Annotated in this window: 18 protein-coding genes and 4 pseudogenes; all 22 read right to left on the bottom strand. The window is 38.7% G+C overall.

Going from position 1 to position 25,439, the window contains the following annotated elements; all coding sequences use genetic code 11:
- Positions 1-18: 18 nt before the first annotated feature.
- The 22 genes and pseudogenes from addA to ligA all read right to left on the bottom strand — a co-directional run bounded on the left by addA (position 19) and on the right by ligA (position 25,338).
- Positions 19-3,651, bottom strand: a complete 3,633-nt coding sequence (gene addA, locus E8M05_RS03935) for a helicase-exonuclease AddAB subunit AddA (RefSeq protein ID WP_003064121.1) — start codon at positions 3,649-3,651, stop codon at positions 19-21.
- Entirely contained in the window at positions 3,641-6,883 is a 3,243-nt protein-coding gene (gene rexB / locus E8M05_RS03930) for an ATP-dependent nuclease subunit B (RefSeq protein ID WP_003064118.1), read from the bottom strand. The genes addA and rexB overlap by 11 nt, the downstream gene beginning before the upstream one ends.
- A gap of 149 nt (positions 6,884-7,032) precedes the next feature.
- Positions 7,033-9,438 carry a phenylalanine--tRNA ligase subunit beta gene (pheT, locus tag E8M05_RS03925; RefSeq protein ID WP_003064115.1) on the bottom strand — a complete coding sequence of 802 codons (2,406 nt, stop codon included), beginning with the start codon at positions 9,436-9,438 and terminating at the stop codon, positions 7,033-7,035.
- Positions 9,439-9,508: 70 nt separating this feature from the next.
- A pseudogene (locus E8M05_RS03920) lies at positions 9,509-10,001 on the bottom strand (GNAT family N-acetyltransferase).
- Between the two features lie 35 nt (positions 10,002-10,036).
- Positions 10,037-11,080 (bottom strand): phenylalanine--tRNA ligase subunit alpha, encoded by a 1,044-nt coding sequence (pheS, locus tag E8M05_RS03915; protein ID WP_013642932.1) that lies wholly within the window; start codon positions 11,078-11,080, stop codon positions 10,037-10,039.
- A gap of 286 nt (positions 11,081-11,366) precedes the next feature.
- A complete protein-coding gene (locus tag E8M05_RS03910; RefSeq protein ID WP_003064105.1) occupies positions 11,367-12,233 on the bottom strand; it encodes a DNA/RNA non-specific endonuclease in 867 nt (288 codons plus the stop codon).
- Between the two features lie 114 nt (positions 12,234-12,347).
- Positions 12,348-12,536 (bottom strand): DNA-directed RNA polymerase subunit beta, encoded by a 189-nt coding sequence (locus E8M05_RS03905; protein WP_003064103.1) that lies wholly within the window; start codon positions 12,534-12,536, stop codon positions 12,348-12,350.
- A gap of 2 nt (positions 12,537-12,538) precedes the next feature.
- Complete coding sequence (murA, locus tag E8M05_RS03900) at positions 12,539-13,813, bottom strand: UDP-N-acetylglucosamine 1-carboxyvinyltransferase (protein ID WP_041974287.1); 1,275 nt, start codon at positions 13,811-13,813, stop codon at positions 12,539-12,541.
- A gap of 62 nt (positions 13,814-13,875) precedes the next feature.
- A complete protein-coding gene (locus E8M05_RS03895) occupies positions 13,876-14,112 on the bottom strand; it encodes a DUF1146 family protein (protein WP_003064099.1) in 237 nt (78 codons plus the stop codon).
- A 255-nt stretch (positions 14,113-14,367) separates the two neighbouring features.
- The gene (locus E8M05_RS03890) at positions 14,368-14,784 is read right to left on the bottom strand and encodes a F0F1 ATP synthase subunit epsilon (protein ID WP_003064095.1); all 417 of its coding nucleotides are present in this window, start codon (positions 14,782-14,784) and stop codon (positions 14,368-14,370) included.
- A gap of 12 nt (positions 14,785-14,796) precedes the next feature.
- Positions 14,797-16,203 carry a F0F1 ATP synthase subunit beta gene (atpD, locus tag E8M05_RS03885; RefSeq protein ID WP_003064092.1) on the bottom strand — a complete coding sequence of 469 codons (1,407 nt, stop codon included), beginning with the start codon at positions 16,201-16,203 and terminating at the stop codon, positions 14,797-14,799.
- 66 nt (positions 16,204-16,269) lie between these two features.
- Entirely contained in the window at positions 16,270-17,148 is an 879-nt protein-coding gene (locus E8M05_RS03880; protein ID WP_003064089.1) for a F0F1 ATP synthase subunit gamma, read from the bottom strand.
- A 14-nt stretch (positions 17,149-17,162) separates the two neighbouring features.
- Positions 17,163-18,668: a F0F1 ATP synthase subunit alpha gene (gene atpA, locus E8M05_RS03875; protein WP_003064086.1), complete on the bottom strand. Its 1,506-nt coding sequence runs from the start codon at positions 18,666-18,668 to the stop codon at positions 17,163-17,165.
- Between the two features lie 15 nt (positions 18,669-18,683).
- Positions 18,684-19,220, bottom strand: a complete 537-nt coding sequence (locus E8M05_RS03870) for a F0F1 ATP synthase subunit delta (protein ID WP_003064083.1) — start codon at positions 19,218-19,220, stop codon at positions 18,684-18,686.
- The gene (atpF, locus tag E8M05_RS03865) at positions 19,220-19,717 is read right to left on the bottom strand and encodes a F0F1 ATP synthase subunit B (RefSeq protein WP_003064082.1); all 498 of its coding nucleotides are present in this window, start codon (positions 19,715-19,717) and stop codon (positions 19,220-19,222) included. The genes E8M05_RS03870 and atpF overlap by 1 nt, the downstream gene beginning before the upstream one ends.
- Positions 19,718-19,738: 21 nt before the next feature.
- The gene (atpB, locus tag E8M05_RS03860) at positions 19,739-20,452 is read right to left on the bottom strand and encodes a F0F1 ATP synthase subunit A (RefSeq protein WP_003064080.1); all 714 of its coding nucleotides are present in this window, start codon (positions 20,450-20,452) and stop codon (positions 19,739-19,741) included.
- Positions 20,453-20,490: 38 nt separating this feature from the next.
- Entirely contained in the window at positions 20,491-20,694 is a 204-nt protein-coding gene (locus E8M05_RS03855) for a F0F1 ATP synthase subunit C (protein WP_003064078.1), read from the bottom strand.
- Positions 20,695-20,874: 180 nt separating this feature from the next.
- Positions 20,875-21,050 (bottom strand): annotated as a pseudogene (locus E8M05_RS03850) (glycogen/starch/alpha-glucan phosphorylase); the annotation flags it as partial.
- A 14-nt stretch (positions 21,051-21,064) separates the two neighbouring features.
- Positions 21,065-21,356 (bottom strand): annotated as a pseudogene (locus E8M05_RS03845) (glucose-1-phosphate adenylyltransferase subunit GlgD); the annotation flags it as partial.
- A 26-nt stretch (positions 21,357-21,382) separates the two neighbouring features.
- A pseudogene (locus tag E8M05_RS03840) lies at positions 21,383-21,916 on the bottom strand (sugar phosphate nucleotidyltransferase); the annotation flags it as partial.
- Between the two features lie 425 nt (positions 21,917-22,341).
- Positions 22,342-23,361 (bottom strand): diacylglycerol kinase family lipid kinase, encoded by a 1,020-nt coding sequence (locus E8M05_RS03830; RefSeq protein ID WP_136596409.1) that lies wholly within the window; start codon positions 23,359-23,361, stop codon positions 22,342-22,344.
- Positions 23,362-23,379: 18 nt separating this feature from the next.
- Complete coding sequence (ligA, locus tag E8M05_RS03825) at positions 23,380-25,338, bottom strand: NAD-dependent DNA ligase LigA (RefSeq protein WP_136596408.1); 1,959 nt, start codon at positions 25,336-25,338, stop codon at positions 23,380-23,382.
- Between the last annotated feature and the right edge of the window lie 101 nt (positions 25,339-25,439).

The raw sequence follows: 25,439 nt of genomic DNA, 5'->3' as shown, positions 1-25,439 counted from the left end.
CGGTCATTTTTAATGTTTTTATAATTTCACAACTTCTAGCTGTTCGCCACCAAGCAAGACGAGATATTTATCAACGTTTTTTCTATCATAAGACTTGCTGAGAGCTTCTGCATATAAAGCCATTTGTCCTTGATAGCGTTCCTTGATTTCCTCGCTATTTTTGTATTTATCAGTCTTGTAATCAAAGAGTACGATGCGGTCATCTAAGACAAGGTAACCATCGACAATCCCACGGACAACGAATTTTTCCTTACTGTCAGGGTCCTCTTTTAACATGGCAAAAGGTGCTTCACGATAAATCTTGTCCGTATGTTGCTGAATCAACTGACCGAGCTCTGAATTTTCAAAAAAGGCTAGGACATTTTCCAAACGAATACGTGCTTTCACCTCATCTTCTGCCGAAACTTGGGCTAACGCCGCGGTAATATCGGCTATCGTCACCTGTTTTGATAGAGGAATACGTTGCATGAGTTCATGCATTGCCGAACCAATGGCTGTCGCTTCAATTTTGGCTTTCTTCGAAAAATCTGGCAATTCAAATGTTGGTTGTGCTTGATAGGCTTTTGTCATCACGTCAACACCGTCAGTATCCATGACTGGCTCATAGAGTTTTTTAACCTGACTTGGCGTTCTCAAACTTGGCAAATTGATGGCTGCGTGGTACTTCGCATTTAACTTTTCGACAGCTTCCAATCTATCCAAGGCTTCCGTGATATTTTCAGACTGGCGGTTATCTGTCAAATCATCTGGCGTTATCACAGAAGTGACTTCAATTTTACCAATCTTATCATCTGTCAAATCTTCCTCCGTGACAAAATCAACGGCAAAAGGCAAGTTCTCCTTGCTATAAGCCTCATAAATGGCTAACACCCAATCTTGAAAGGTCATGAAATTCTCACGTTCTGCCACTGGCAAATGATCGTTTTCTGATTTACCGCTATATTTATCCACTAACTTTTCGGAGCTTGCTTTTCCGACCAAATACAATTTCTTTTCTGCGCGGGTCATGGCAACGTAAAACAATCGCATTTGTTCTGAAAGCGTAGCTAAGCGCAATTCACGCTTATTGAGCTGGTAAGGCAAGGTATCCATGCTAACCTTGACTGTTGGGAAAACATCCGTTTCCAACTCTTCTTTCATATCAGCTAGATACTTGATACCTGCACCATTTTGACGTGATAAAATCAAGGGTGACATCAAATCCTGAATACTAAATTTCTTGTCAATATTCAAAATGAAAACATACTTGAACTCGAGACCTTTACTTTTATGAATAGTCATCAAGTTCACCGCATTTTTAGGCAGAGCCACCTCAACGTCCGCAAGGTCATTCTCACTTTCTAACACCTTATCAATCATGCAAATAAATCGTGAGAGTCCTTTAAAACCAGTTCGTTCAAAATTATTGGCACGAAGAGCTAAAGCATATAAATTCGCTTGACGTTGCTCAGCACGTGGTAAATTGCCCACGTAATCATAGTAAAATCTGTCGTTGTAAATTTTCCAAATCAAGTCATAAAGCGCATGCCATTTGGCAAATTCACGCCAAGCAACAAAACAAGCCATAAAATCAGCCAATTTATCATGTAAAGTGATTGTCATCAATTCATTATGACTTCCTTTGCCAGCTAAAGCATGCTCCAATTTTTGATACAAATTAGCTCTATGGTCATCTTCTGTTGTTTGTAGCGCAAGGCGTGCCAGCTCATCTTCATTGAATGAAAACATCGGTGAACGCATGAGTGCCACTAAGGCATAGTCATTGAGCGGATTATCAAGGGCGCGAAGCGTGTCAAGCATAACCATGACTTCGACTGATTTAAGGTAATTTTGCTCACCACCGTCAGTCACCAAAGGAATACCATAGTGTTCAAAGGTTTGTAAAATACCGTCGTTACGCGTGCGTGATGAGACCAACAAGGTAATATCCTCGAAAGCAACGTGTTCCTCATTGTGCAAACGAATGATTTCTTTAGCCACTAACTTGACTTCGTTAGGGTTGATTTGTCCTTCTTCGGCATCACTTGGCAAGTCACTATTGTTATCAATGTCGTAGATAAGCACTTGCGTTTTATTTTCTGGGTGACTTTCCTTTTGAGCAGGGCTTCCAGCGACCAATTGATGTGTGTCATCGTACAAAATCTCACCAACAGCCTCGTCCATTAAATGCGTAAAAATACTGTTTGTCGCATCTAAAACTTCTGACTGACTACGGAAATTCTCTTTTAACAAAATTAATTTCCCATGGTCAGGATGTTCTTGAAAATCTTTAAATTTTTGGTTAAAAATCTGTGGGTCGGCTTGACGGAAGCGGTAAATGGATTGCTTGATATCCCCCACCATAAATCGATTATGACCATTCGACAACAACTCCAACATGCGTTCTTGCGTGTGGTTATTATCTTGGTACTCATCGACCATGACTTCGTGATACTTATTCTGATAAAGTTCACGAATATCAGCGTTTTCTTCCAAAATCTGAATGGCAAAATGGGCAATATCCGAAAATTCAAAAGCATTTTCTTGGATTTTCGCTTGTAAATATTGCTCTGAAAAATCTTGCATAAATGCCTGCAATAGCTCTAGCAACGGAAGGCTTTCTGGCTGGTATTTAAAAATGGTTTCCAAATGTTTCAAACCAGTCAAACGCCCCTGTAAGGTTTTAAAGACGGGATATTTCGTTCCTGCAACTGTCACAGCAGGACCAGCTGGAAGCAATTTCGCCACATCTGTCGCCAACCGTCCAAGTCCGTCACGACCATAAAGAGTTTCAAAATGCTGTGCCCATTCACGCAAATGCTCAATGATATTCAAATGCTTTTTATAATTGGCTGTGGGTGTTCCTTTGGCTGTTTTTTGCTTGTAGTCTTCTAAATCAGTCACATCTTGCAACTGGTCAGCCGTATCATGCAAGCAAGTCAGAAAATCCGTGACTTCTTGGTCAGGAATTGCTGAAAAATCGGTATAAGTTTTAGCACCTTTTAAAAATACTTCTGCCAACCACTTCTGTGGATTATCGGTTGCTTGACTAAAATCATAAATTTTATAAACAATGCCTCTAAAAGCGGTGCTATCCTTACGATTACCAGAAAAATTCCGCACTAATTGACGAAAAAGCTCAGCATTATTTCCTGTCATGTAATCAGAAAAAAGGTCAAAAAAGACTTCATTTTTCAAAATATCTTGCTCACTCTTATCCGTCATAATACGGAAAGTTGGTGAAATTCCCAGCGTGTAGCCGTATTGATTGACCAATTTCTGCGTAAAAGCATCCATGGTTCCAATATCAGCTGTCTGTAAGCCCAGCAACTGCTCATTGAGATAATTTTTCAAATCATTGTCAGTCGTTTCTTGCAGAGCTTGGCTAATTTTCTTCTCAATACGCTCTTTTAATTCCCCAGCAGCCTTGACCGTGAAGGTTGAAATGAATAGCTGGTCAATCGTCACACCACGCAAAATTTTATCAATAATGCGTTCAACCATGACAAAGGTTTTCCCAGAACCAGCCGATGCAGACACCAAAATATTATTGCCATAACTATAAATAGCTTCGATTTGTTCTGGCGTGCGTTTTTGTTTTTTGGATGACTGTGCTTCTTGGATTTGTAGAGAAGAAATGTCTTCTGACGTTAGAAATGGTTTAAAGATCATCTGTTTCCTCCTCTTCTTGCATTAGGCTCAAAAAGCCTTGACGTCTATCTTTTCTTGGTAATTTATACCATTTGCGAGCATAAGGCATATGGCGGTCAGCCTCAAATCGTGTGATTGCCTTCAATTGGTCTCCTTGAACTGACTTACCGTCCTCACTATAAGGATTAATCAAGAAATGCCCTTTCTTAATCTGCTCTGCTGCTTTCAGATATAAGTTTTGATTATAAGCTAGCAAAATCTCAAGTTCTTCTTGACTGTAAAGCGAATCATTCAGATGATAGCGACCATTGGCTAAATACGCTTTTTCATCTTCCAAGAATAGACCACGATAAGTCAACTCTTTAGCCAAATTTTCTAAAATTTTCTCTGTTGTAGCCACCGATGACAAATCAACTTTTGGCTCTTGCATATGCAAATACATAGCACCAAAAATATGCTCTGACTCGCTCAAGCCTTTTTTATCACGCAAAGCTTGCACATAAGTCACCAATTGCGGACTTAAACCATTGTAGAATTTCTGAATATCAAAAGTATTGCGACTTGATTTGTAATCCACAATGCCAAGACTGCCGTCTGATAAGCGGTCAACACGGTCAATAATTCCTCTGATACGAACACTATTTGCAATCATTAATTCAAACGTTTCTTCTTCACTTTCAACTTGAATCTGAGCATCATCACGTAAAATCGTTGCTGTACTTCTAGCAATATCTTCCAAGACAGTCAAAGAATAACGACTTTCTTCATCTTCTTCGTAAACAAATTTGAAATCGTCTTCCAAATTCGTTGTTTGAATAGCTTTATCAAGTTTGCTATCAAAAGAATGGTTTGAATCATCTTTCATGACCAATTCAAAAACACGATGCAGGTAGGTACCATGATTTCTGGCATCTGGGTGAATCGTCTCAACCTCTTGCAAGCCAAGAACATATTGCAAGAAATATTTATACTGATTATTGTAGAAGGTAGTGACTGCAGATGATGATAACAAAATCGGCTCATCACTTGGAAAACGTGCCTCAATCACGTCGGCAGAGACCGTCTTAGTTTGCATATTATCCTTAATCAGCGGCAATTCAATGCCTTCTGCTGCCAATTTTTTTCGAAGATAACGAACAGCAACTGACCAGAAAGTTTGCTCTTCCTTGCTAAGTTCACGCTCTTCTTCAATCGCCAAACGATTGACTTCAATCACACGAGACAATAAGGCCTTATAATTACCAATGTCCTCGGCATCCGTTGACAAACGATTACGACCTTTAGCAAGAACTGGCACACCAAAGCTAGCTAATTCGGTTAAGTAAGAAGATTCCGTATCTTCGGCTTCGTTGGCAATTTGTGGCAGACTAAGCACCAATTCTTCTGTCGCCGAGTTAAATAACGATAGGGCAGCAAAATGATTTTTCTTGATATTTTCGCGACTAACAATATCAAAACGTTGATTATCATCAGTTGATTCGTTGATTTGGGCACGTTCTTCATCTGAAATCAGACTACTATTTTGCGCAATTTTTGGAAAATGTGCCTGCGTCATGCCCAAAGCAAAGACAAATTTATTGGTGTGCGGTTCCACCAAATCATAAGATTTGACCGAAACAACATCAACCGTTGCAGGCACTACACGGTACTGCGCAGCTAACATTCCGCTGCGAATCAAGGACAAACAGTCATCCAGCGATAACTTTTCTTGCCCAAAAATCGTTTGAAATTGCGTTAAAATACCTGTAAATGTCCGCCAAACTTGCTCATGCTTTTCTTGTTCATTTTCTGAAAAAGTCGCTACCATGCCTTCTAGATTATCAGGCAAATGAATGGCGTGTAAAAATGTCATTAATTTCTCAAGCAAACTAGAGCCACGTTGCTTTTGCGCCTTAAATAAAGCAAGTAAAGGCGTCATGATTTGCTCGCGCATGCGATTAACAAAGGCTAAATGTTTTTTTCCTTTATAAACAATCGTGAATTCCTTGGCAAATTTGCTTTGTCCCTTAATATCAGCATAAATCAAATATTGCTCAAAAAGGTCTAAATCTTCTTGCTTGAAATTTCCATAAAGCCCTGTTTTTAACAGATTAACAACATCTTCGGTACGAAAACGATAACGCTTCACACGCTCCAACGAATCAATAAAATGCACCAAAGGGTGGTCACTCATTGACTCCGCTTTTCCGAAATAATAAGGAATGTCATATTTGTCAAAAATCTTGCCAATTTGCAAACGATAGCTGTCCACATCACCTAAGAGCACTAAAATATCCTTGTAACGATACCCTTGATAAAGCTTATGACGAATAGCTTTTGCCACATGCTCGACCTCTTCTTTCTGATTAATGACATCCCAAATAGCGTAATGTTTTTTATCATCAGCCGTCAGCGTCACATCTGAACTCGTAAAGTCGTGCTTTGCTTCAAATAATTTTGATAATTTTGAAAAAGCCTCGTGAGATTTCTGAGAACTTTCAACATACTGCGGTTGCGCATGGAATTTAGCCGCTAAACCACGCAAGAAATCTAAACTCGCTTGGTAAATATTTCCCGTCGAAAATGCCGCTCTATACGCCTTTTGACTACTGTAAGTTCCGATAATCACTTGCGCACATTTTTCTTCAAGCAAGCTTACTAGATACTCTTCTTCTGCTGAAAAGCGTGTAAAACCGTCAATGACAAGGCTCACATTTTCAAGCGTAGCATCCAAATGTCCTGCCTCAACCTGCTTTGCAAAATAAGCAATCTTGCTCTGATTATCATACTGATTGGCAAGCAAAATATCATTAACCGCTAAAAAGATTTTCACCAAATCTTCCTGCTTCTCCGCTGAATGCAATTCTGCCAAATTAAGCACAGTCATGTTAGCCGTTTTTAATTCTTTGTATAAATCAACCAACTGCTTGATAAAATTCGTATCCTGCTTCAAACGCCCAAAAACTTTCAAATCTGTATCTGAAAAATGTGACAAAGCACGGTAAAAAATCATAGCCAAGCCATTGTCATCAATGCTTTCCTTGACCTGCGCTTCATTTAACACAAAATAACGAGCCATTTGAGCAAAACGTGTTACCGTAATCGCAAAAGAAGCTTCGTCTCGTAACAACTCCAAAACTGCTCTTTCTTTTTCAAAAGATAAAGAGTTGGGAGCAATGTAAAAAACACGCTTACCAGCTTCTGCCTGAGCTACTGCCTCTCCAACTAAAATTTCAGTCATATCATACTGAATATCTGTGTATAGTAATTTCATAACATACCTTCATTAAGCAAATCGTTACTCCTATTATACCAGATTTCAAAGTGTTTATAAGCTCTCAACAATCATCAAAAATCCCACCACTACTTTCGTAATGGTGGGAATCATCTATATTACCCAAAATAGCACAATGAGTTTGGAAATTAACGAACTTCTGCGCCGAGTTGGTCAACAAGGAATTTAGTGATTTTATCCATGTATTTAGCAACTTCTTCGTCAGTTAAGTTGTCATTTGGATTTTGGAATGTGAGGCTGTAAGCCATTGATTTCATGCCTTCAGCGATATTTGCTCCAGCATAAACATCAAAGAGTTTGATGTCAGTCAAACGTTTCACTTTAGCTGATTCAATCGCTGCTAGGATTTCTTTATGAGTTGTTGCTGCCGGTAATAGCAAAGCAATGTCACGAGAAACAGCAGGGAATTTAGTGATTTCAACAAACGCTTTGTCAGCGTGAAACGCTGCTTCAATGATATCCAAATTCAATTCAGCCACGTAAGTTTCTGGAACGTTGTAGTTTTTAGCAGTTTGTGGGTGAACTTGTCCAACAAAACCAACTAATTGACCGTCCAAGTAAATACTTGCTGTACGACCTGGGTGCATGCTAGCAAGACCTTTTTCAGCTACATAATCAACTGTCAAATCAAGTTTGGCAAAGATAGCTTCAACGATACCTTTCGCATAGAAGAAATCAACTGGCGTTGCTTTTGTTTGGAAATCTTTTTCAGCAACCAATCCAGAAATCGCAAAGGCAAATGTGTTGACTTCGTTTGGCAATTCTTCTTTTGGATTACCTTTTTGTTCAAAAACTTTACCGATTTCGTAGATTGCCACGTTGCTATTTTTACGAGCAACGTTGTAAGCCACAGTATCAAGCATACCAGAAATAACATTTTGGCGAAGAACTGAGCGTTCTACCGACATTGGCCACATCAATTCTGTCAAGTTGCTTGGTTGCAATGTAAATTCAGTTGCTTTTTCAGGTGTTGTCAAAGCGTATGAGACGATTTCAGTCAAACCAGCACCCTCAGCGATTGAACGCATTTTACGACGTAATTTTTGTGTTGCTGTCAATTCACCTGCTGTACCTGCAGCTTCTGGAAGTGTAGTTGGGAGGTTATCATAACCATAAATACGTGCGATTTCTTCAACCAAATCAGCTTGGATAGCAATATCCCAACGACGACGTGGCACAGAAACTGTAAATTCATCTGCTTTTCCTGACAAACCAAAGCCAAGTTTGGCAAAGACATCTTCAATGTCAGCGTAAGTCAATTCTGTTCCCAAACGAACGTTAACATAATCAAGTGTTGTTGATACTTCAACAGCTTCAGTTGGAACTGAACCAGCTTCAACACTACCAGCAAGAACATCACCGTCAGCTAATTCTGTAAGCATTGCAGCTGCAAAATCAAGAGCTTCAGCAACAGTTGCATAGTTGATACCTTTTTCAAAACGTGATGAACTTTCAGAACGAAGGTTCAAACGACCGCTTGTTTTACGAATTGATGTTCCGTCAAAGACTGCCGCTTCAAGTACAACGTTTTTAGAATTGTCATCAATTTCAGTAGCTTGACCACCCATAACACCTGCAAGTGCAACTGGTTTATCAGCAACTGTGATAACAAGGTCTTCAGCAATCAATTCACGTTCTTCGCCGTCAAGAGTAACCAATTTCTCACCAGCACGCGCATTGCGGGCAACGATTTTGTTATCTTCAAATTTGTTCAAATCAAAGGCATGCATTGGTTGACCAAAGTACAACAAGACATAGTTTGTCACATCAACAACGTTATTGATTGGACGGATACCAGCGTTCATCAAAAGGTTTTGCAACCATTGTGGACTTGGTTTAACAGTCACATTTTCAACCACGCGCGCTTTGTAAGTCAAGACTTTATCAGATTCAATAGCAACGTTGATAACATCTTTTGCTGCTTTAGAAACTTCTTTAAGTTCTTTTTCTGGGAAATGAACTTCTTTACCATAAATGGCAGCCACTTCGTGAGCAACACCACGCATAGAAAGAGCATCCGCACGATTTGGCGTGATTGACAATTCAACAATTTCATCGTCTAAATCAAGATATGGGAAAATGCTATCACCTGGCTTAGCATCTTCTGGCAAAATTTGAATACCGTCTGAAAATTCTCTTGGAATGATAGAATCTGGCAAACCAAGTTCTTGGAGTGAGCAAATCATCCCAAGTGATTCCATGCCACGGATTTTACCTTTTTTGATTTTGTAGTTATCAGCAATACGTGCACCTGGAACAGCCACGATAACGTTGATACCAGCAGTCACATTTGGAGCACCGCAGACAATTTGACGCAACTCTTCATCACCAGTATCCACTTGGCAAAGGTGCAAATGTGTTTCTGGAACATCTTCACAAGATACAACGTGACCAACAACTAGTTTTGTCAAGCCTTCAGACGGTGTTGAAACACCTTCGACTTCAATCCCTGTTGTTGACATTTTTTCAGAAAGCTCATATGTTGTTACATCAACATCAACAAGCTCTTTTAACCATTTATAACTTACTAACATAATAATGTGTTAAAAGCTTTTCGCAGTCAAAATACGTTTGACAGGCAAGCTTCTTTATCCCTTTCTACTGTTATTCTTTCAGGGCTTTTCTCAAAAGCCAATCTGTATCTACTTTATCGCCAACTTTAAAAGAGTGTTCTGAAAATTTTTCAAAACCATATTTTCGATAGAACCCTTGTGCCTTAATATTATGTTCCTAGACACCTAACCAAGCCCAATCAAAGCTGCCTTCTTTTGCCACATCAAGCGCTAGCCCAAATAATTTCTTACTTAAGCCTAATCTTTGACACTCGTTAAGAATGTAAATGCGTTGAATTTCAAAGGCATTTTCTAGGTCATGTTCAGTCTGTGTAACGCCCATCAACTAAGACAAAATGAACATCAGATTCTAGGTCAGCTACCCCTTTTTCGAGTTGTTCTAAAGTGTAACTATCATCGAAAAACTGTTGAAGTTCTTCTTCGGTATTATCAAAAGCAAAAGTTTCGCGAAAAGTCTGAATATTAAGTTCTTGAAAGATACTTAATTTATCCAATGTCACTTTCTCAACTTCTATTTCTGACATATCTTTTCCTCCAATCGTTTTTCGGTTATCTCGTTTTATTTAAATTGTTCTGAGAAACGGACATCGCCTTGATAGAAACCACGGATATCATTGATACCATAGCGAAGCATTGCGATACGTTCTTGACCAAGACCAAAAGCAAAGCCAGAATATTTTTCAGAATCAACACCAGACATTTCCAAAACGCGAGGGTGTACCATACCAGCACCAAGGATTTCAATCCAACCAGTTTTCTTACATACGTTACATCCTTTACCACCACATTTGAAGCATGAGACGTCAACTTCTACTGATGGTTCAGTAAATGGGAAGTATGATGGACGAAGACGAATTTTACGGTCTTCACCAAACATTTTCTTGATAATCATTTCAAGCGTTCCTTTTAGGTCACCCATAGAAATGTTTTCCCCAACAACAAGACCTTCGATTTGGTGGAATTGGTGGCTGTGAGTCGCATCATCTGTGTCACGACGGAAAACACGCCCTGGTGAAATCATTTTCAAAGGACCTTTAGAAAAGTCGTGTTTATCAAGTGTACGTGCTTGCACAGGACTTGTGTGCGTACGAAGCAAGATTTCTTCAGTAATGTAGAACGTATCTTGCATGTCACGCGCTGGGTGGTCTTTTGGCAAATTCATACGCTCAAAGTTATAATAGTCAGATTCTACTTCGTAACCATCAACAACTTGGAATCCCATACCAAGGAAAATATCTTCGATTTCTTCACTTGTTTGCGTCAAGACATGACGGTTACCAAGGTTAACTTGACGTCCTGGAAGTGTCACATCCAAACTTTCTGATTCTAGTTGTGCCTGGATTTTAGCGGCTTCAACAATTTTAGCTTGTTCTTCGAAAGCTTTTGTCAAAACATCACGGACTTCATTGACTTGTTTTCCGACAACTGGACGCATTTCTTTAGAAAGATCTTTCAAACCTTTCAATAATTCTGTCAATGATCCTTTTTTCCCAAGAACTTGCACACGTAATTCTTGAAGTTCTTTTGCATTGTTTCCACGCATTTCAGCCAATTTAGCTTGCGTAGATGATTTTAATTCCTCTAACTGCGCTTGTAAATCCATTAAAATTCCTTCCTTGGGTAAGACCCTAAATGTTTTTAAACGAAAAAACGTGCCACACTCCAATAGCGGAGCGTTGACACGCGGTACCATCCGTTTTTTATCTGACTAGCAGACCTTAATTTATCGTCTTTAACATGAGTGAATTCGCCAAACTTTCATCTAGGAAGCTTCCAGTCACGGCTTCCATTCCCTGTAAAACTGCCATAAGGTTACTAATCTCATAAGACACTATTCAATTTATAACCCATTCTAGCAAATTTTTAGCCATTTGACAAGATTGAATAAATCAATTCACACTAACTTGACCTGAATAATAATCAAATGTTAGTCCGCTTTGCACATTTGGAATAAAGACGTTAAATTCTAGACTACCATCGGATGATTTGGCTTCCAAATGCGTGCCACTTGCTAAAAGATTGTCTCCATCGTAAATCAAGGTAACACGGTAACGAACTCGTTTATTTTGGTCAAGAGCTTTGCGGACAAGGCATTCATAGTAATTTTGACCAGTTGAACTTTCCGAATTTGCCTCGTTTGCCCAGGCAGTCTGTGTTGCCACATTGTCAGGATTGCTTGTTGACGCATCAAAGCCTTTTAGACCACCAACCAAAGCATAGCCAAGCAAATGACCACGATCTACCGCATGGCTATAAGTCCCTGAAAGGTCTTGAACTTGATGCCAACCAGCTGGCTTCCAAGACGTTGAGCCATTTCCAGTCTCCTCACGACTTTTGTATTGACGAGTTGACTTACTTAGCAAAGCATTAGCAACCGTTGGAACGGTCTGACCTTGCACCGTTTTCGTTTTGTTGTTGGCGTAAGGTTGACTTGAAACTTTTGCATTTAGAGAGGTTTGATTATTATTGATAATATAGGCTCCCGCACCATTCCATTCTATATTTGTTCCCAACTGCTCTTTGACACTATCTGTTAATACCGTCTCTGCTAAAGCTTGTGTTGGCGTTGCTGAATCAGAACCCGATTGATTTGATGTTATTTCAGAAGAGGAATCACCAGTAATTAACGAAACGACTTGATTGAGCGGGTCGTTCGAATCTGATATCGTCACCCAACCAGTACCAATCCCAACTAACAAAATCACCAAAGACAGCAGGGATTTTATCTGTTTAGACAATTTTGATTTCTTTGCCATAATTTCCTTTCATCAAAAAAGCGGAAAAACCGTTACTTTATTTCAAATCATAAAGCCGATTATCCCACTTCTAAATAATAATTGTTCCTAAGACAATCACTAAAATAAACCTTATTAATTTCCAGTAAATTTTCCAATAATCGATTGCCATTTATCCAAAGATAAAATCGCAAACGGATTTTTACCTTCACCAATGACACTATAACCAATCATCAAACCAATTGCCAAAAATAAACAAGACAAAAGAGCTATTACCAGAATAAGAACAAATTGTTTGGCAACGTATTTCCAGCCACTTGTCATTTTTAAGCCTCACTTACGCGTTTAATATTTGCACCTAGCTCAGCCAATTTTTCATGGAATTTATAATACCCACGATCAAGGTGAACCAACTTCCCAACAGTTGTTGTTCCTCTAGCAACCATTCCTGTCAAAATCAGAGCAGCACTTGCACGAAGATCAGTTGACATTACTGGTGCCCCTTGAAGTTCTTTACCTCCATGAATCATGGCTGTATCTCGTAGAATTTCTGATTGCAAGCCCATACGACGCATTTCTTCTAAATGTTGGAAGCGGTTCTCAAAGACTGTTTCAATCATCGTTGATTCACCATCTACAACTGACATTAATGCTGTGAACTGTGCCTGCATATCTGTTGGAAAACCTGGGTGGGGAAGTGTCTTAACTGTTACAGGTTTCAATTTTGATGTATCAGCAATCACACGAATACCGTCCTCTTCATCAATAACAGTAACCCCCATCTCAATCAACTTTGAAATCAATGGACGGTTGTGCTCCCAGATAGCATCCTTGATAAGAACATTTCCTGATGTCATTGCTGTTGCCACCATAAAAGTGCCCGCTTCAATGCGATCTTGAACAACATCGTGGTCTGTACCATGAAGATTATCAACGCCAGTAATAGTTAATGTTTCTGTACCTGCACCTCTAACGTTTGCTCCCATTTTATTAAGAAGCATTGCTAAATCAACAATCTCTGGCTCACGTGCCACATTTTCAATAGTGGTAACACCATCTGCTAAAGTTGCAGCCATCATCAAGTTTTGTGTAGCTCCAACAGACGGAAAATCCATATAGATAGTTGTTCCTTTAAGTTTACCATCAACAGTCGCCGTAATATCACCACCAGATTGCGTAATCTTAGCTCCCATTGCTTCCAAACCTTTAAGGTGAAGGTCAATTGGGCGGCTACCAATCGTGCAACCACCAGGCATTGAAACCTTAGCGTGTCCATTACGTGCTAAAATTGGTCCTAAAACAACGATTGAAGCACGCATCTTACTAACATACTCGTAAGGAGCAATATCCAAAATATCACCAGAAGCATCCACTTCGATTTTATTGTTAGCTTCATCAAAATCAACTTGAATATTTAACCCACGGACAACATTATTCATCGTAAAAACATCTGAAAGGATTGGAACATTGGTTAAAATTGTCTTTCCTTCCTCAGGTAAAATTGTTGCAGCCAAGAGTGGAAGAACAGCATTTTTAGCCCCTTCAATCACTACTTCTCCTTGCAAACGTGTATTACCACCTTCAATAATAATTTTATCCAAAACGAACTCCATTCTTATATTATAATACCTAAAATTATATCATAGTTTACAAATTATTGCTTTTATTGAAAACTCAAGAAAAGAGTTTGACTCATTGTAATGATTTCTAGGAAAAAATGACTGACGAGATAACCAATAGCAATGCTAAAAAACAAGATAAATACTTTTAGTTGTCCAACGTTTTCCGCTGAATTTTTAATGATTTTAGACCAATCAAACAATTGACGAAGCAATTGATGCGTCATCGCAATGAATATCAAATGACACAAAATGGTCACAGTACTATTTAAAATTTCCATAGTCTTATTATAGCAAAATTTGCTTCTCATAACAAAAAAAGCCAGCAAAGCTGACTCAGAGCGTAGACAAACCCTCTCAGCAGTATAAATATTGTAAATTTAGAGTGTATCTATCGATTTGAATAAACTCTTAGAAATGCTGATATAACGGTGTTCCTAAGGTTTTTTATTTTTTAACAAAAAGAAAAAAAGATTGAAGAAAAATATCCAAAATGGACTTTTTCTTCAATCTGAGCCAGCAAAGCTGACTTTTTATTATTTATTACCAACACTGATACGGTTCAAAGCACGACGAAGCGCAACTTGTGCACGGCGTACTTCGTCAATATCGTGAGTACTTTGAGCTTGTTCCAATTTGCGTTCTGCGCGAATCTTAGCACGTTCTGCACGGCTAACATCAATATCACGTTCACGTTCTGCAGAGTCTGCAACAATTGTCACAAGATTGTCTTTCACTTCAATAATACCACCGTTGATAGCCACCCAATCCACGTGATTCTCATAATCAATACGACGAATCTTCATTTCGTGGACAGTAAGCGGAGCAATGAGGTTAATGTGTTCTGGCAAAATCCCCATTTCACCATCCGGTGTTTTTACTGAAATAAAATTAGCATGGTGATCATAGCGGATACCATCTGGTGTTACTACCTGAACAGTCATATATGTCATGGTATCACCTCATTAGTAATTCATTTTCTTAGCTTTTTCAACTACATCCTCGATTGGACCTACGTTACGGAAAGCATCTTCTGGAAAATCATCGTATTTTCCTTCCAAGATTTCTTTAAAGCCACGAACAGTTTCAGCAACTGGTACGTATGAACCAGGCATACCTGTAAATTGTTCGGCAACGTTGAAGTTTTGTGACAAGAAGAATTGGATACGACGGGCACGTCCAACCAATGTTTTTTCTTCGTCAGACAATTCATCCATACCAAGGATTGCAATGATATCTTGCAATTCACGGTAACGTTGAAGGACGCGTTGTACTTCTGTTGCCACTTCATAGTGTTCTTGACCAACAATTTCTGGTGCAAGGGCACGTGAGCTTGAAGCAAGAGGATCAACAGCTGGGTAGATACCCATTTGAGTCAACTTACGTTCAAGGTTAGTTGTTGAATCCAAGTGAGCGAATGCTGTTGCTGGCGCTGGGTCAGTGTAGTCATCGGCTGGCACATAGATGGCTTGGATTGATGTAACAGAACCTTTTTTAGTTGATGTGATACGTTCTTGCAATTGCCCCATTTCAGTTGCCAATGTAGGTTGGTAACCAACGGCTGACGGCATACGACCAAGAAGGGCTGATACTTCAGAACCCGCTTGAGTGAAACGAAAGATGTTATCAATGAAGAGAAGCACGTCTTGTCCTTCAACATCACGGAAATACTCAGCAATAGTCAAACCAGTAAGGGCAACACGCATACGTGCTCCAGGTGGTTCATTCATTTGGCCAAAGACCATGGCTGTTTTTTCGATAACGCCAGATTCTTTCATTTCCCAGTAAAGGTCATTACCTTCACGTGTACGTTCCCCAACACCAGTAAACACTGAAATACCACCGTGTTCTTGGGCAATGTTGTGAATCAATTCTTGGATAAGAACGGTTTTACCAACACCGGCACCACCGAAAAGTCCGACTTTACCACCTTTTAAGTACGGTGCAAGAAGGTCAATAACTTTGATACCTGTTTCAAGGATTTCTGATGATGTTGATAATTCATCAAAAGCTGGTGCTTTTTTGTGGATTGGTTCACGTGGTGCGTCTTCAGCAAATGGTTCATCAAGGTCAATAGTCTCCCCAAGAACGTTGAACACACGCCCCAAAGTTTCTTTACCAACTGGTACACTAATCGCACGACCAGTATCAAAAACTTCTAATCCACGTGTAAGCCCATCAGTTGATTCCATAGCAATAGTACGTACAAGACCGTCACCAAGTTCAAGAGCAACTTCAAGAACGATCTTTTGAGATTTATCGCTATCTTTATAAACAATCAATGCATTATTAATCTCAGGTAATTTTTCCCCAGCTGCAAACGCAACGTCAACAACTGGACCAACAACCTGAGCAATTTTGCCTGAGCTCATGTTTTTCTCCTTTTAGATTTTTTAGGAATTCAATCCTGTTTTAGTGAGTAAACGAAATACTCACTTTTATTCTAGTGCGTTAGCACCTGCTACAATTTCAATAATTTCATTTGTGATGGTTGCTTGACGAGCACGGTTATATTGTGTCGTTAAGTCAGCGATAATGTTTTTAGCATTATCAGTCGCTGTCTGCATAGCTGTCATACCAGCTGCATGTTCAGCGGTTTTCGCATCAACAATGGCACCATAAATGAGACTTTCAGTATATTGTGGTAAGAGTTGTTCCAAAATCAATTCACGACTTGGTTCTAACTCAAAACCAGTTGTCCCTTCTTCTGCCGCTTCATCAGCATCTAATTCTGCAATTGGAAGCATTTGTTGGACACGAACTTGACTTGTCAAGCTGTTCACATGGTGATTGTAACATACATATAATTCATCAAACAATTCGTTTTTATACATTTCAACAGATTTTGAAATGATATTTCCGACTTGTTCAAATGATGGCTGATCTTCCAAACCACGCAATTCAAATACAACATTCATACCACGTGCTTTAAAGAAATCTGCTCCGATACCACCGATGGCAATAATAGCATAATTATCATCTTCAGCATGATATTCTTGAATAAGATCCATCATAGCTTTCAAGATTTTAGAATTATACCCACCAACAAGTCCTTTATCAGATGTAATCACAATGTAACCTGTTTTTTTAACTGGACGTGCGGCTAACATTGGATTTTTTGAACCGTTAATAAGTTCTGATTTCAATAAATCCGTAGTAATTTGGCGAATTTTTGAAGCATAGATTTGGAAATCTTGTGCTGCTTGCTCAGATTTAGTCAATTTTGCAGCTGATACCATTTGCATGGCACCAGTGATATGACTTGTTTTCTGAGTTGAAATAATTTTCCCTTTGATTTCACTAAGAGAGCCTGCCATATGCTACCTCCCTCTTATTTGAATTCTGACTGATCTTTAAAGGCTTTAATAGCTGCATCTAAGACAGATTCTTCTGGTAAATCTTTGGTTGTACGGATAGTTTCAAAGATTAATTCGTAATGTGCATCAAAGTAATCATACAAAGCTTCTTCAAATGCTAAAATGTCATTAACTGGCACATCATCCAAGAAACCATGAGTAAGTGCATAAAGAATCACAACTTGTTTTTCAACAGGAAGTGGTTTGTGAACAGGTTGTTTAAGCACTTCAACTGTACGACGTCCACGATTAAGTTTAGCTTGTGTTGCTGCATCCAAATCAGAACCGAATTGTGTAAAGGCTTCAAGTTCACGGTAAGAAGCCAAGTCAAGACGAAGGGTACCAGCAACTTTCTTCATTGCTTTGATTTGTGCTGAACCACCAACACGTGACACTGAAGAACCAGCATCAATCGCAGGACGAATACCTGAGTTAAAAAGATTTTCTTGCAAGAAGATTTGTCCATCAGTGATAGAAATCACGTTTGTTGCGATGTAAGCTGAAATATCACCAGCTTGTGTTTCAATAAATGGAAGGGCTGTGATAGAACCACCACCAAGTGCATCAGAAACTTTCGCAGAACGTTCAAGCAAGCGGCTGTGAAGATAGAAAACATCACCTGGGTAAGCTTCACGTCCTGGTGGACGACGAAGAAGAAGTGAGAGTTCACGATAAGCTACTGCTTGTTTTGATAGATCATCATAAACGATCAATACATGTTTTCCGTTATACATAAATTCTTCTGCCATTGCAACACCGGCATACGGAGCGATGTAAAGTAATGGAGAAGGTTGTGAAGCTGAGGCTGTCACAACGATTGTGTAATCAAGGGCACCGTATTTACGAAGTGTTTCAACTTGTGTACGAACAGTTGATTCTTTTTGACCAATAGCAACATAGATACAAATCATATCTTGTCCTTTTTGGTTCAAAATTGCATCAATCGCAACAGATGTTTTACCTGTTTGACGGTCACCGATGATTAATTCACGTTGACCACGTCCAATTGGAACCAAAGCATCAATCGCTTTAAGACCAGTTTGGAGTGGTTCAGAAACTGATTTACGTTGCATAACACCTGGTGCAGGTGTTTCAACTGGACGAGTTGCAGTTGTCTTGATATCTCCAAGACCATCCACTGGTTGACCAAGTGGGTTTACAACACGACCAATAAGAGCTTCACCTACTGGCACTTCCATGATTTTACCAGTACGTTTAACTTCATCACCTTCACGAATTGTAGAAAAATCTCCAAGAATAATGATACCAACGTCATTAGACTCAAGGTTTTGAGCCATACCGAAGGCACCATTTGAAAATTCGAGAAGTTCTCCACTCATGGCATTATCAAGTCCACGAGCACGGGCAATACCATCACCGATATAAGTGACTACACCAGTTTCTGTGACGTCAAAATTTGGCTGGAAGTTTTCAATTTGCTTTTTAATTAAAGCGCTAATTTCTTGTGCATTAATTGCCAAAAGTCACACCACTTTCTATTTCAAATTCATTTTAAATGTTTGTAATTGACGACGAATGCTTGTGTCGATTACTTTATTGTTAACATTAATGATAAATCCACCGAGGATTGATTCGTCAATGTTTTCAACGAGTTTTCCAACTTTAACACCGATTTTTTCAGCAACCAAAGCTAGAATACGTTCTTTTTGTTCATCTGTTAAAGCTACCGCCGTTGTCACAACAATGTCGTGTTGATTAGTTGCAATAACAAAATCTTTTTGAACACCTTCTAAAATATCTTTTAGGAACGCTTCTCGTTCGTTTTGTAAAATTACCTCAAGAAAATTGTTCATATATACTGAACTAGACTCTTGAAGTAACCTAACAAGTTTTACTTTTTCATCACGTGAAACGACTAAACTTGACAAAAAGTTAGCTAAGTTTGTCTCTTCAAAAACAGACAACAAGGCTTCTGTTTCTGATTGGAGTTCAGCTAAACTGTCTTTTTCAATAGCAATTTCTACGAGACTTTTCGCATATTGCTCAACAAGAGCTTGTGTCTTTTTATCCATTAGGCATCTCCTAGCTTGTCAAGATAGCTATCAATGAGATTGCTTTGAGCTTCTTTGTCAAGGTTAGTTGTCATGATTTTTTCTGCTAAAAGAACAGTCAAATCAGCAACATCACTCTTAACACTTGAAAGAGCTTCTGCTTTACTTTGTTCAATATCTTGATTAGCTTTAGCTTTCAAGCGGTTTGCTTCTTCACGTGCTTCTGCAACGATTTTAGCCTCTTGATTTTTACCTGTTTCTTTGGCATCATCAATAATTTGTGTTGCCTCTGTACGAGCGCCAGCTAACTCTTCTTGGCGTTTAGCAGCTAATGCTTCTGCTTTTTCACGAGCAGCTTCTGCGCCATCAATATCGTTAGAGATTTTTTCTTCACGAGCTTTGAAAACTCCTGTTAATTGTTCCCAAGCAAAAATTTTAATGAGAACAAGCAAGAGAAGAAAAGAGCCAGTTACGATAATAATGTTACCAAGACTTGTACTATTGATAAGAGTTGACATAATATACTTTCTCCTTTCTTATTATTCTTCTTCGTGATTTACTTTTTTACCAACATAAGTTGATGACAACATTACAAATACGTAAGCTTGGATTGCTGAGATGAAAATTGAGAACCCTGTCCAAAGCATATTTAAAATAAATGCAAATGGTACAGCTACGATATTGTAGTGTGCAAATTGCACAAGCAAGCTCAACACAATTTCACCCGCAAAAATATTACCATACAAACGTAATGTTAATGAGATAACATTGGTAAATTCTTCGAGAATGTTCATCGGCAACATTACTGGTGTTGGAGATAAATATTCTTTTAGGTATTCTTTGATACCATTCTTACGAATACCTTCAACATGGACAACAACAGCAATCAGCAATGCTAATCCAAAGTTGTAGGCAGCGTTTGAAGTTGGAGATGACCAAAGGTTATAGTCACCGACTTCAAGTTTTGTAAGTAAACCTATGTTATTGGCAATCAATAAGAAAAAGAACAATCCAAAGAAGAGGAGACCGTAATTGCTAGTATAACGTCCAAGATTAGGTCTAATGATTCCTTGAACGAACTCATATACCCACTCTAAAACATTTTGTTTTCCTTTTGGTTTTAGTTGCATATTGCGGCTGAACCAAAAAATAAGAACAAAGGCTACTAGCACCGTCAAGAGAGACATCGCGAGAATGGTCAAGTCGAACTCAATACCAAAGAATTGCGCTGTTGGATTTACAGATGTTTCCAACTCTACCCCTCCTTCTTTTTATAGATTCTTTGTTAGGTTTAACCAACGAAGAATGTTGATGCAAGAAGAACGAAGAAAGTACCTTCAATAAAGGCTACCCCCATGATCATAAGGGTTTGCAATTTGCTGTACATTTCTGGTTGACGTGCAGCAGATTTAGCGATGTTGGCAACGAGGATACCTTCACCAAGACTAACCCCTAGTACGGCGATACCAAGTGCTAAGATTTTTAAATTCAACATGATTTGAATCTCCTTTTAAAATTTTTTACCTCGTTATTTTAGTCCTATTTTAGGAAATTGTCAATGAAATCGCAAATTTTGGAAACGTTTTTCTATTTCATTCTTAACCTTTGTTTAGTTTTTTAAAATAAAAATAAAGAAACGAGCAAAATCGCTTCTTTATTAGGTTTTTCTTCCTATTCTAGTGTGATGAAAATCATTTAAAACCTCTGGATTGTTGACAAGACCATTAAGCTTACGCAGTTCATGGATATCACTCTGCCAATCCATTTATCAATGGTTTTAGAAAGTGATTGGTCTGTGATTTGTGTCCAACGGCATTGAGCAATACCATTAGTTTTATTATTGAATTTTTCAGAACAGAGATTTCTTCACAGTTCATGTAAGCTGTTTGGTCACTGCTAGAGCGTTTCTGGTAAGTCAAAACTTGTTCATAGTAATCTTTGTCTACAAATTTACTATCATTACTATTATTGTAAAATCCTAGGAAATAGTGGCTTAACAAGGAATTAATTCCCCATTCACGACTACTTCTGATAGGGGCAAAAACAAAACGAATATTTTGACCACAGAAAATCGCATAAATGCTACTTAATTAACGTTGACATATCATGATATCCCACTGTATTTCCCAAAATCGCAGTACATTTATTAATTTTCATTTGGCCCCCACATCATAACCAACAATTTATACTTCTTTACCTATACCATTAATTTCAATACCATCACCGATTGCACATTTTATCTTAGTCCCTTCACCAATAATTACGCCACTTATGATTAAAAAACAGGTATTTCAGCATCTTTCTTAACCTGAATATTCGTTGAGAGGATAGAATGATTAACTTTTTCTGAGACAAAGCAGCCATTAACAACGAGGGAATTTTTTACGCTGGCTTACTCAGTGATAAAGTTTGGTGGTACAATATTGTCTTCACAAATATATTCCATATTAGCTTTCCAAAAATGCTTTAGTAGATTTTGAATGTTCTGGTTTTTCTTCAAATTCAACAATCCGGTCGTTTGAGTCTGTGTTCATAATACCAAAACAATTTGCTTCTTTAAGCGCTACCTCAATAACCGCAACGGTCAAACCGACTAAATTATCTTTATGTGTCCGAAGCATATCATCATAGTCAATCTTGTAAATATGGTCACCAAATAGAATAAGGACATATTCTGGGTCAACAGAATCAATACAATCAATAGCTGCTGTTAGTGCCTAGAGAGGAAACTCCGTTTTTTTAGTACTGATAAACATACTGATAATTCATTGCCATATCAAAAGCACGGCTATCACGATGACTATAATAATGGCTGGTAATTGCCATTTAACGTGAACAATAAAGCGTATCATCACTCTCCACAATCCATAACTTTTAGGAACTCCACTATTGCGTTGAATTCTAAAGTCTCTTGTCTTGATAAAAGAATTATCATTTTTGACAATTACATACAATGTGCTCCAAAAAGAACGGACTATCGATTGTTAATTTCCCACTAAACCAAGATTATTAAATCCTAAGAATTGACTGTCTGTCCCTTCATAAAAGTCAATCCATTTCCACAAACTATAGTCAAAATAATTGCCATATTAGCTATGATAATGAACGATAACTGTATTTTTCATAGGTTCGCACTCAATTTCTATTCCTCTGAATTAAGCTCATCGACTTCCTGTGTGAATTTTTGGGCAATAGCTTCCAAAGCTAAATCTTCTTGATTCCAAACAAGTGCATCATCTGAAATTTCATCTGTATTAGCAAAAAATGTGATGTGATTTTTGAGATTACGGAGTTTAATTGGGGCATCACCACCGTATTCACCGTCCAAATTAATCATCATCTTCTTATCAGATAACGGTTCGATTTCCAAGAAATCAGTCTTAATATACTCGATACGTTTGTCACCAATGTGTTTTCCACCGTCTAATACCAAACGAATCAAACGCAAAATTTCAATCAAGTTAGCTGTTTTAATCAAAATCAAAGTAAATTTTCCGTCGTCTAGCTTAGCATCTGGCGCAATTTGTTCAAAACCACCAACTGAATTGGTAATAGCAGCGAAAATCATTGAAACATCGCCTTCAAAAGTGCCTTTTTCGTGTTTAATACGAACAGGAACCGTACGAATTCCTGGTAGCAATTCAACACCTTTTGCCAAATAAGCCAAATAACCAAACATTGTCTTTAATTGGCTTGGCACACTATATGTTAATTCTGTGAATGAGCCTGCGGCAGCAATATTGATGAAATACGTATCTTCACGCGCTTGACCAATATCCATTTGAATAATTTGACTTTTACCAATAATCTTAGCGGCTTCAACTGGATTACCACGTGGAATTTTTAGAGCACGCGCGAAATCATTGGTCGTTCCTGTCGGAATAATAGCCATTTGAGGTCGATTAGAAAGCGGAGCAATCCCATTGACAACTTCGTTGATTGTACCGTCACCACCAGCAGCAATCACCAAATCAAATCCAGCTTCTGCAGCACGTTTAGCCTCATCACGAGCAGAATTTGGCTCTGGTGTTGTCTGAAAAGCTGATGTTTCATAACCAAAACCTTCTAAAACATCTAGCACTTCTGCCACGTTTTTCTTCATGATTTCCTGACCTGAAGTTGGATTGTAGATTAAACGTGCACGTTTTTGTTTCTTAGCCATAAAGATACCTCAACTTATTTATAAACTTTCTAACCAAGCTTCATCGCGGACATCAATTCCTAAAGCTTGGGCTTTGGTCAATTTTGAACCTGCATCTGTGCCTGCGACAACAATGTCCGTTTTTTTGGACACGCTGTTGGTCACTTTTGCTCCTAAATCTTGCAGTTTTTCTTTTGCTTCGTTTCGCGTTAAACGTTCCAATTTTCCAGTCAAAACAACTGTTAAACCTGCTAATTGAGCATCTTTTGAAACTTTTTTACCAAGATAAGCAAAGTTGACACCTGCATTTTTCAATTCATGCAAGAGCTCTGTCGCTTCTTTTTTGGCAAAATAGCTGCGCAATGAGTTAGCAATAACTGTTCCCAAACCGTCGATACTAGCAATGCTGTCAGCATCCGCAGCAACCAACTGATCAATCGTTTCAAAAACTTCCAACAATTGACGACTAGCCTTGGCACCGACATGACGAATTCCCAGTCCAAAAAGCAATTTATCAGCTGAATTTTCCTTAGAAACCTGAATGGCATTGTAAAGTTTCTCAGCAGATTTTTCCTTAAAGCCATCCAAGCTTAGCAAATCTTCCACCGTTAATTGGTAAATGTCTGCGACATCATGAACCAATTCTGCTTTGAAAAGTTTCTTAACGATAGAAGGTCCTAAACCTGTGATATTCATGGCATCACGGCTAGCAAAATGCGTTAAACGTTCTTGAATTTGACTTGGGCAAAGCGGATTGATACAACGTAAAGCCACTTCATCTTCATAATGAATCAGCTCACTACCACAAGACGGACAGTTTTCAGGAATCGGCATTGGTACTTGCTTACCACGTTTGCTATCAACAACATGTAGCACTGCTGGAATAATATCTCCCGCCTTATAGACGATGACCGTATCGCCAATGCGAATATCTTTTTCAGCAATGTAATCCACATTATGCAAAGTCGCACGGCTAACCGTTGTTCCTGCTAACTGAACAGGGCTAAGATTAGCGGTTGGTGTCACCACCCCAGTACGTCCAACAGTCCAATCAACCGAAAGAATTTCTGCTTCTTTTTCCTCAGCTGGAAATTTATAAGCAATTGCCCAACGGGGCGCCTTAACCGTAAAACCAAGTTCTTCTTGCATAGCAAGACTATTGACCTTAATAACAATACCGTCAATATCGTATGGTAAATTATCACGCTCAGCGGCTACTTCTTGAATAAATTTCCAGATGTCTGCCATTGAAGATGTCGTGATACGTCGCGGATTAACCGAAAAACCATAGCGAGACAATTCTTCCAAAACATCATTTTGCGTTGTCATGCTAGTTGATGCCACTTCTTGATAAAGAAATGTTGCCAAATTTCGCTTAGCAACAACTACTGTATTTAACTGACGTAATGTCCCTGCAGCCGCATTTCTCGGATTCGCAAATTCTGTCTGACCACTATCACGACGTTCCTCATTGATTTTATCAAATGACGTCTTTGGCAAATAAGCTTCACCACGAACTGTAATGTTAAGTGGCTGTGCCAACTTATGAGGAATGTCCTTGATACGTTTGACATTTTCAGTGATATTTTCACCAACTGAGCCGTCACCACGAGTGGCACCGACTTGCAACACACCATCAACATAAACTAGTGAAATTGACAAACCATCAATTTTCAGCTCTGCCATGTAAGAGGCATTGGGAAATTCAGCTTTCACACGACGGTCAAAATCCTCTAATTCCTCACGTGAAAAAGCATCTTGCAAGCTATAAAGCGGCGTTTCATGCTGATATTTTTCAAAACCATCTAAAACAAGCCCACCCACTTCTTGCGTTGGACTATTTGGCAAAATCAACTCTGGATGAGCTTTTTCAAGCTCGACTAACTCGCGATAAAGCTTGTCATATTCGCTATCTGAGACCGTTGGTTGGTCCTCTGTGTAATACTCTTTTCGGTACTGGTTGAGCTCATCAACCAATTCTTGAATACGTTTTTTCATATTACTATTTTAACATATCTGGTAAAAAATGCTCTCTAAAAAAGCTAACTATTTTTTAAGAATTTTACTAAATAAAAAACTCCCTAAAAAGGAAGTTTTTA

This window comes from Streptococcus pasteurianus, from assembly GCF_004843545.1.
In the GTDB taxonomy this organism is placed as follows: domain Bacteria; phylum Bacillota; class Bacilli; order Lactobacillales; family Streptococcaceae; genus Streptococcus; species Streptococcus pasteurianus.
Note: the sequence above shows the minus strand (reverse complement) of the source record. Positions and strands in the feature narration are given on the sequence as shown.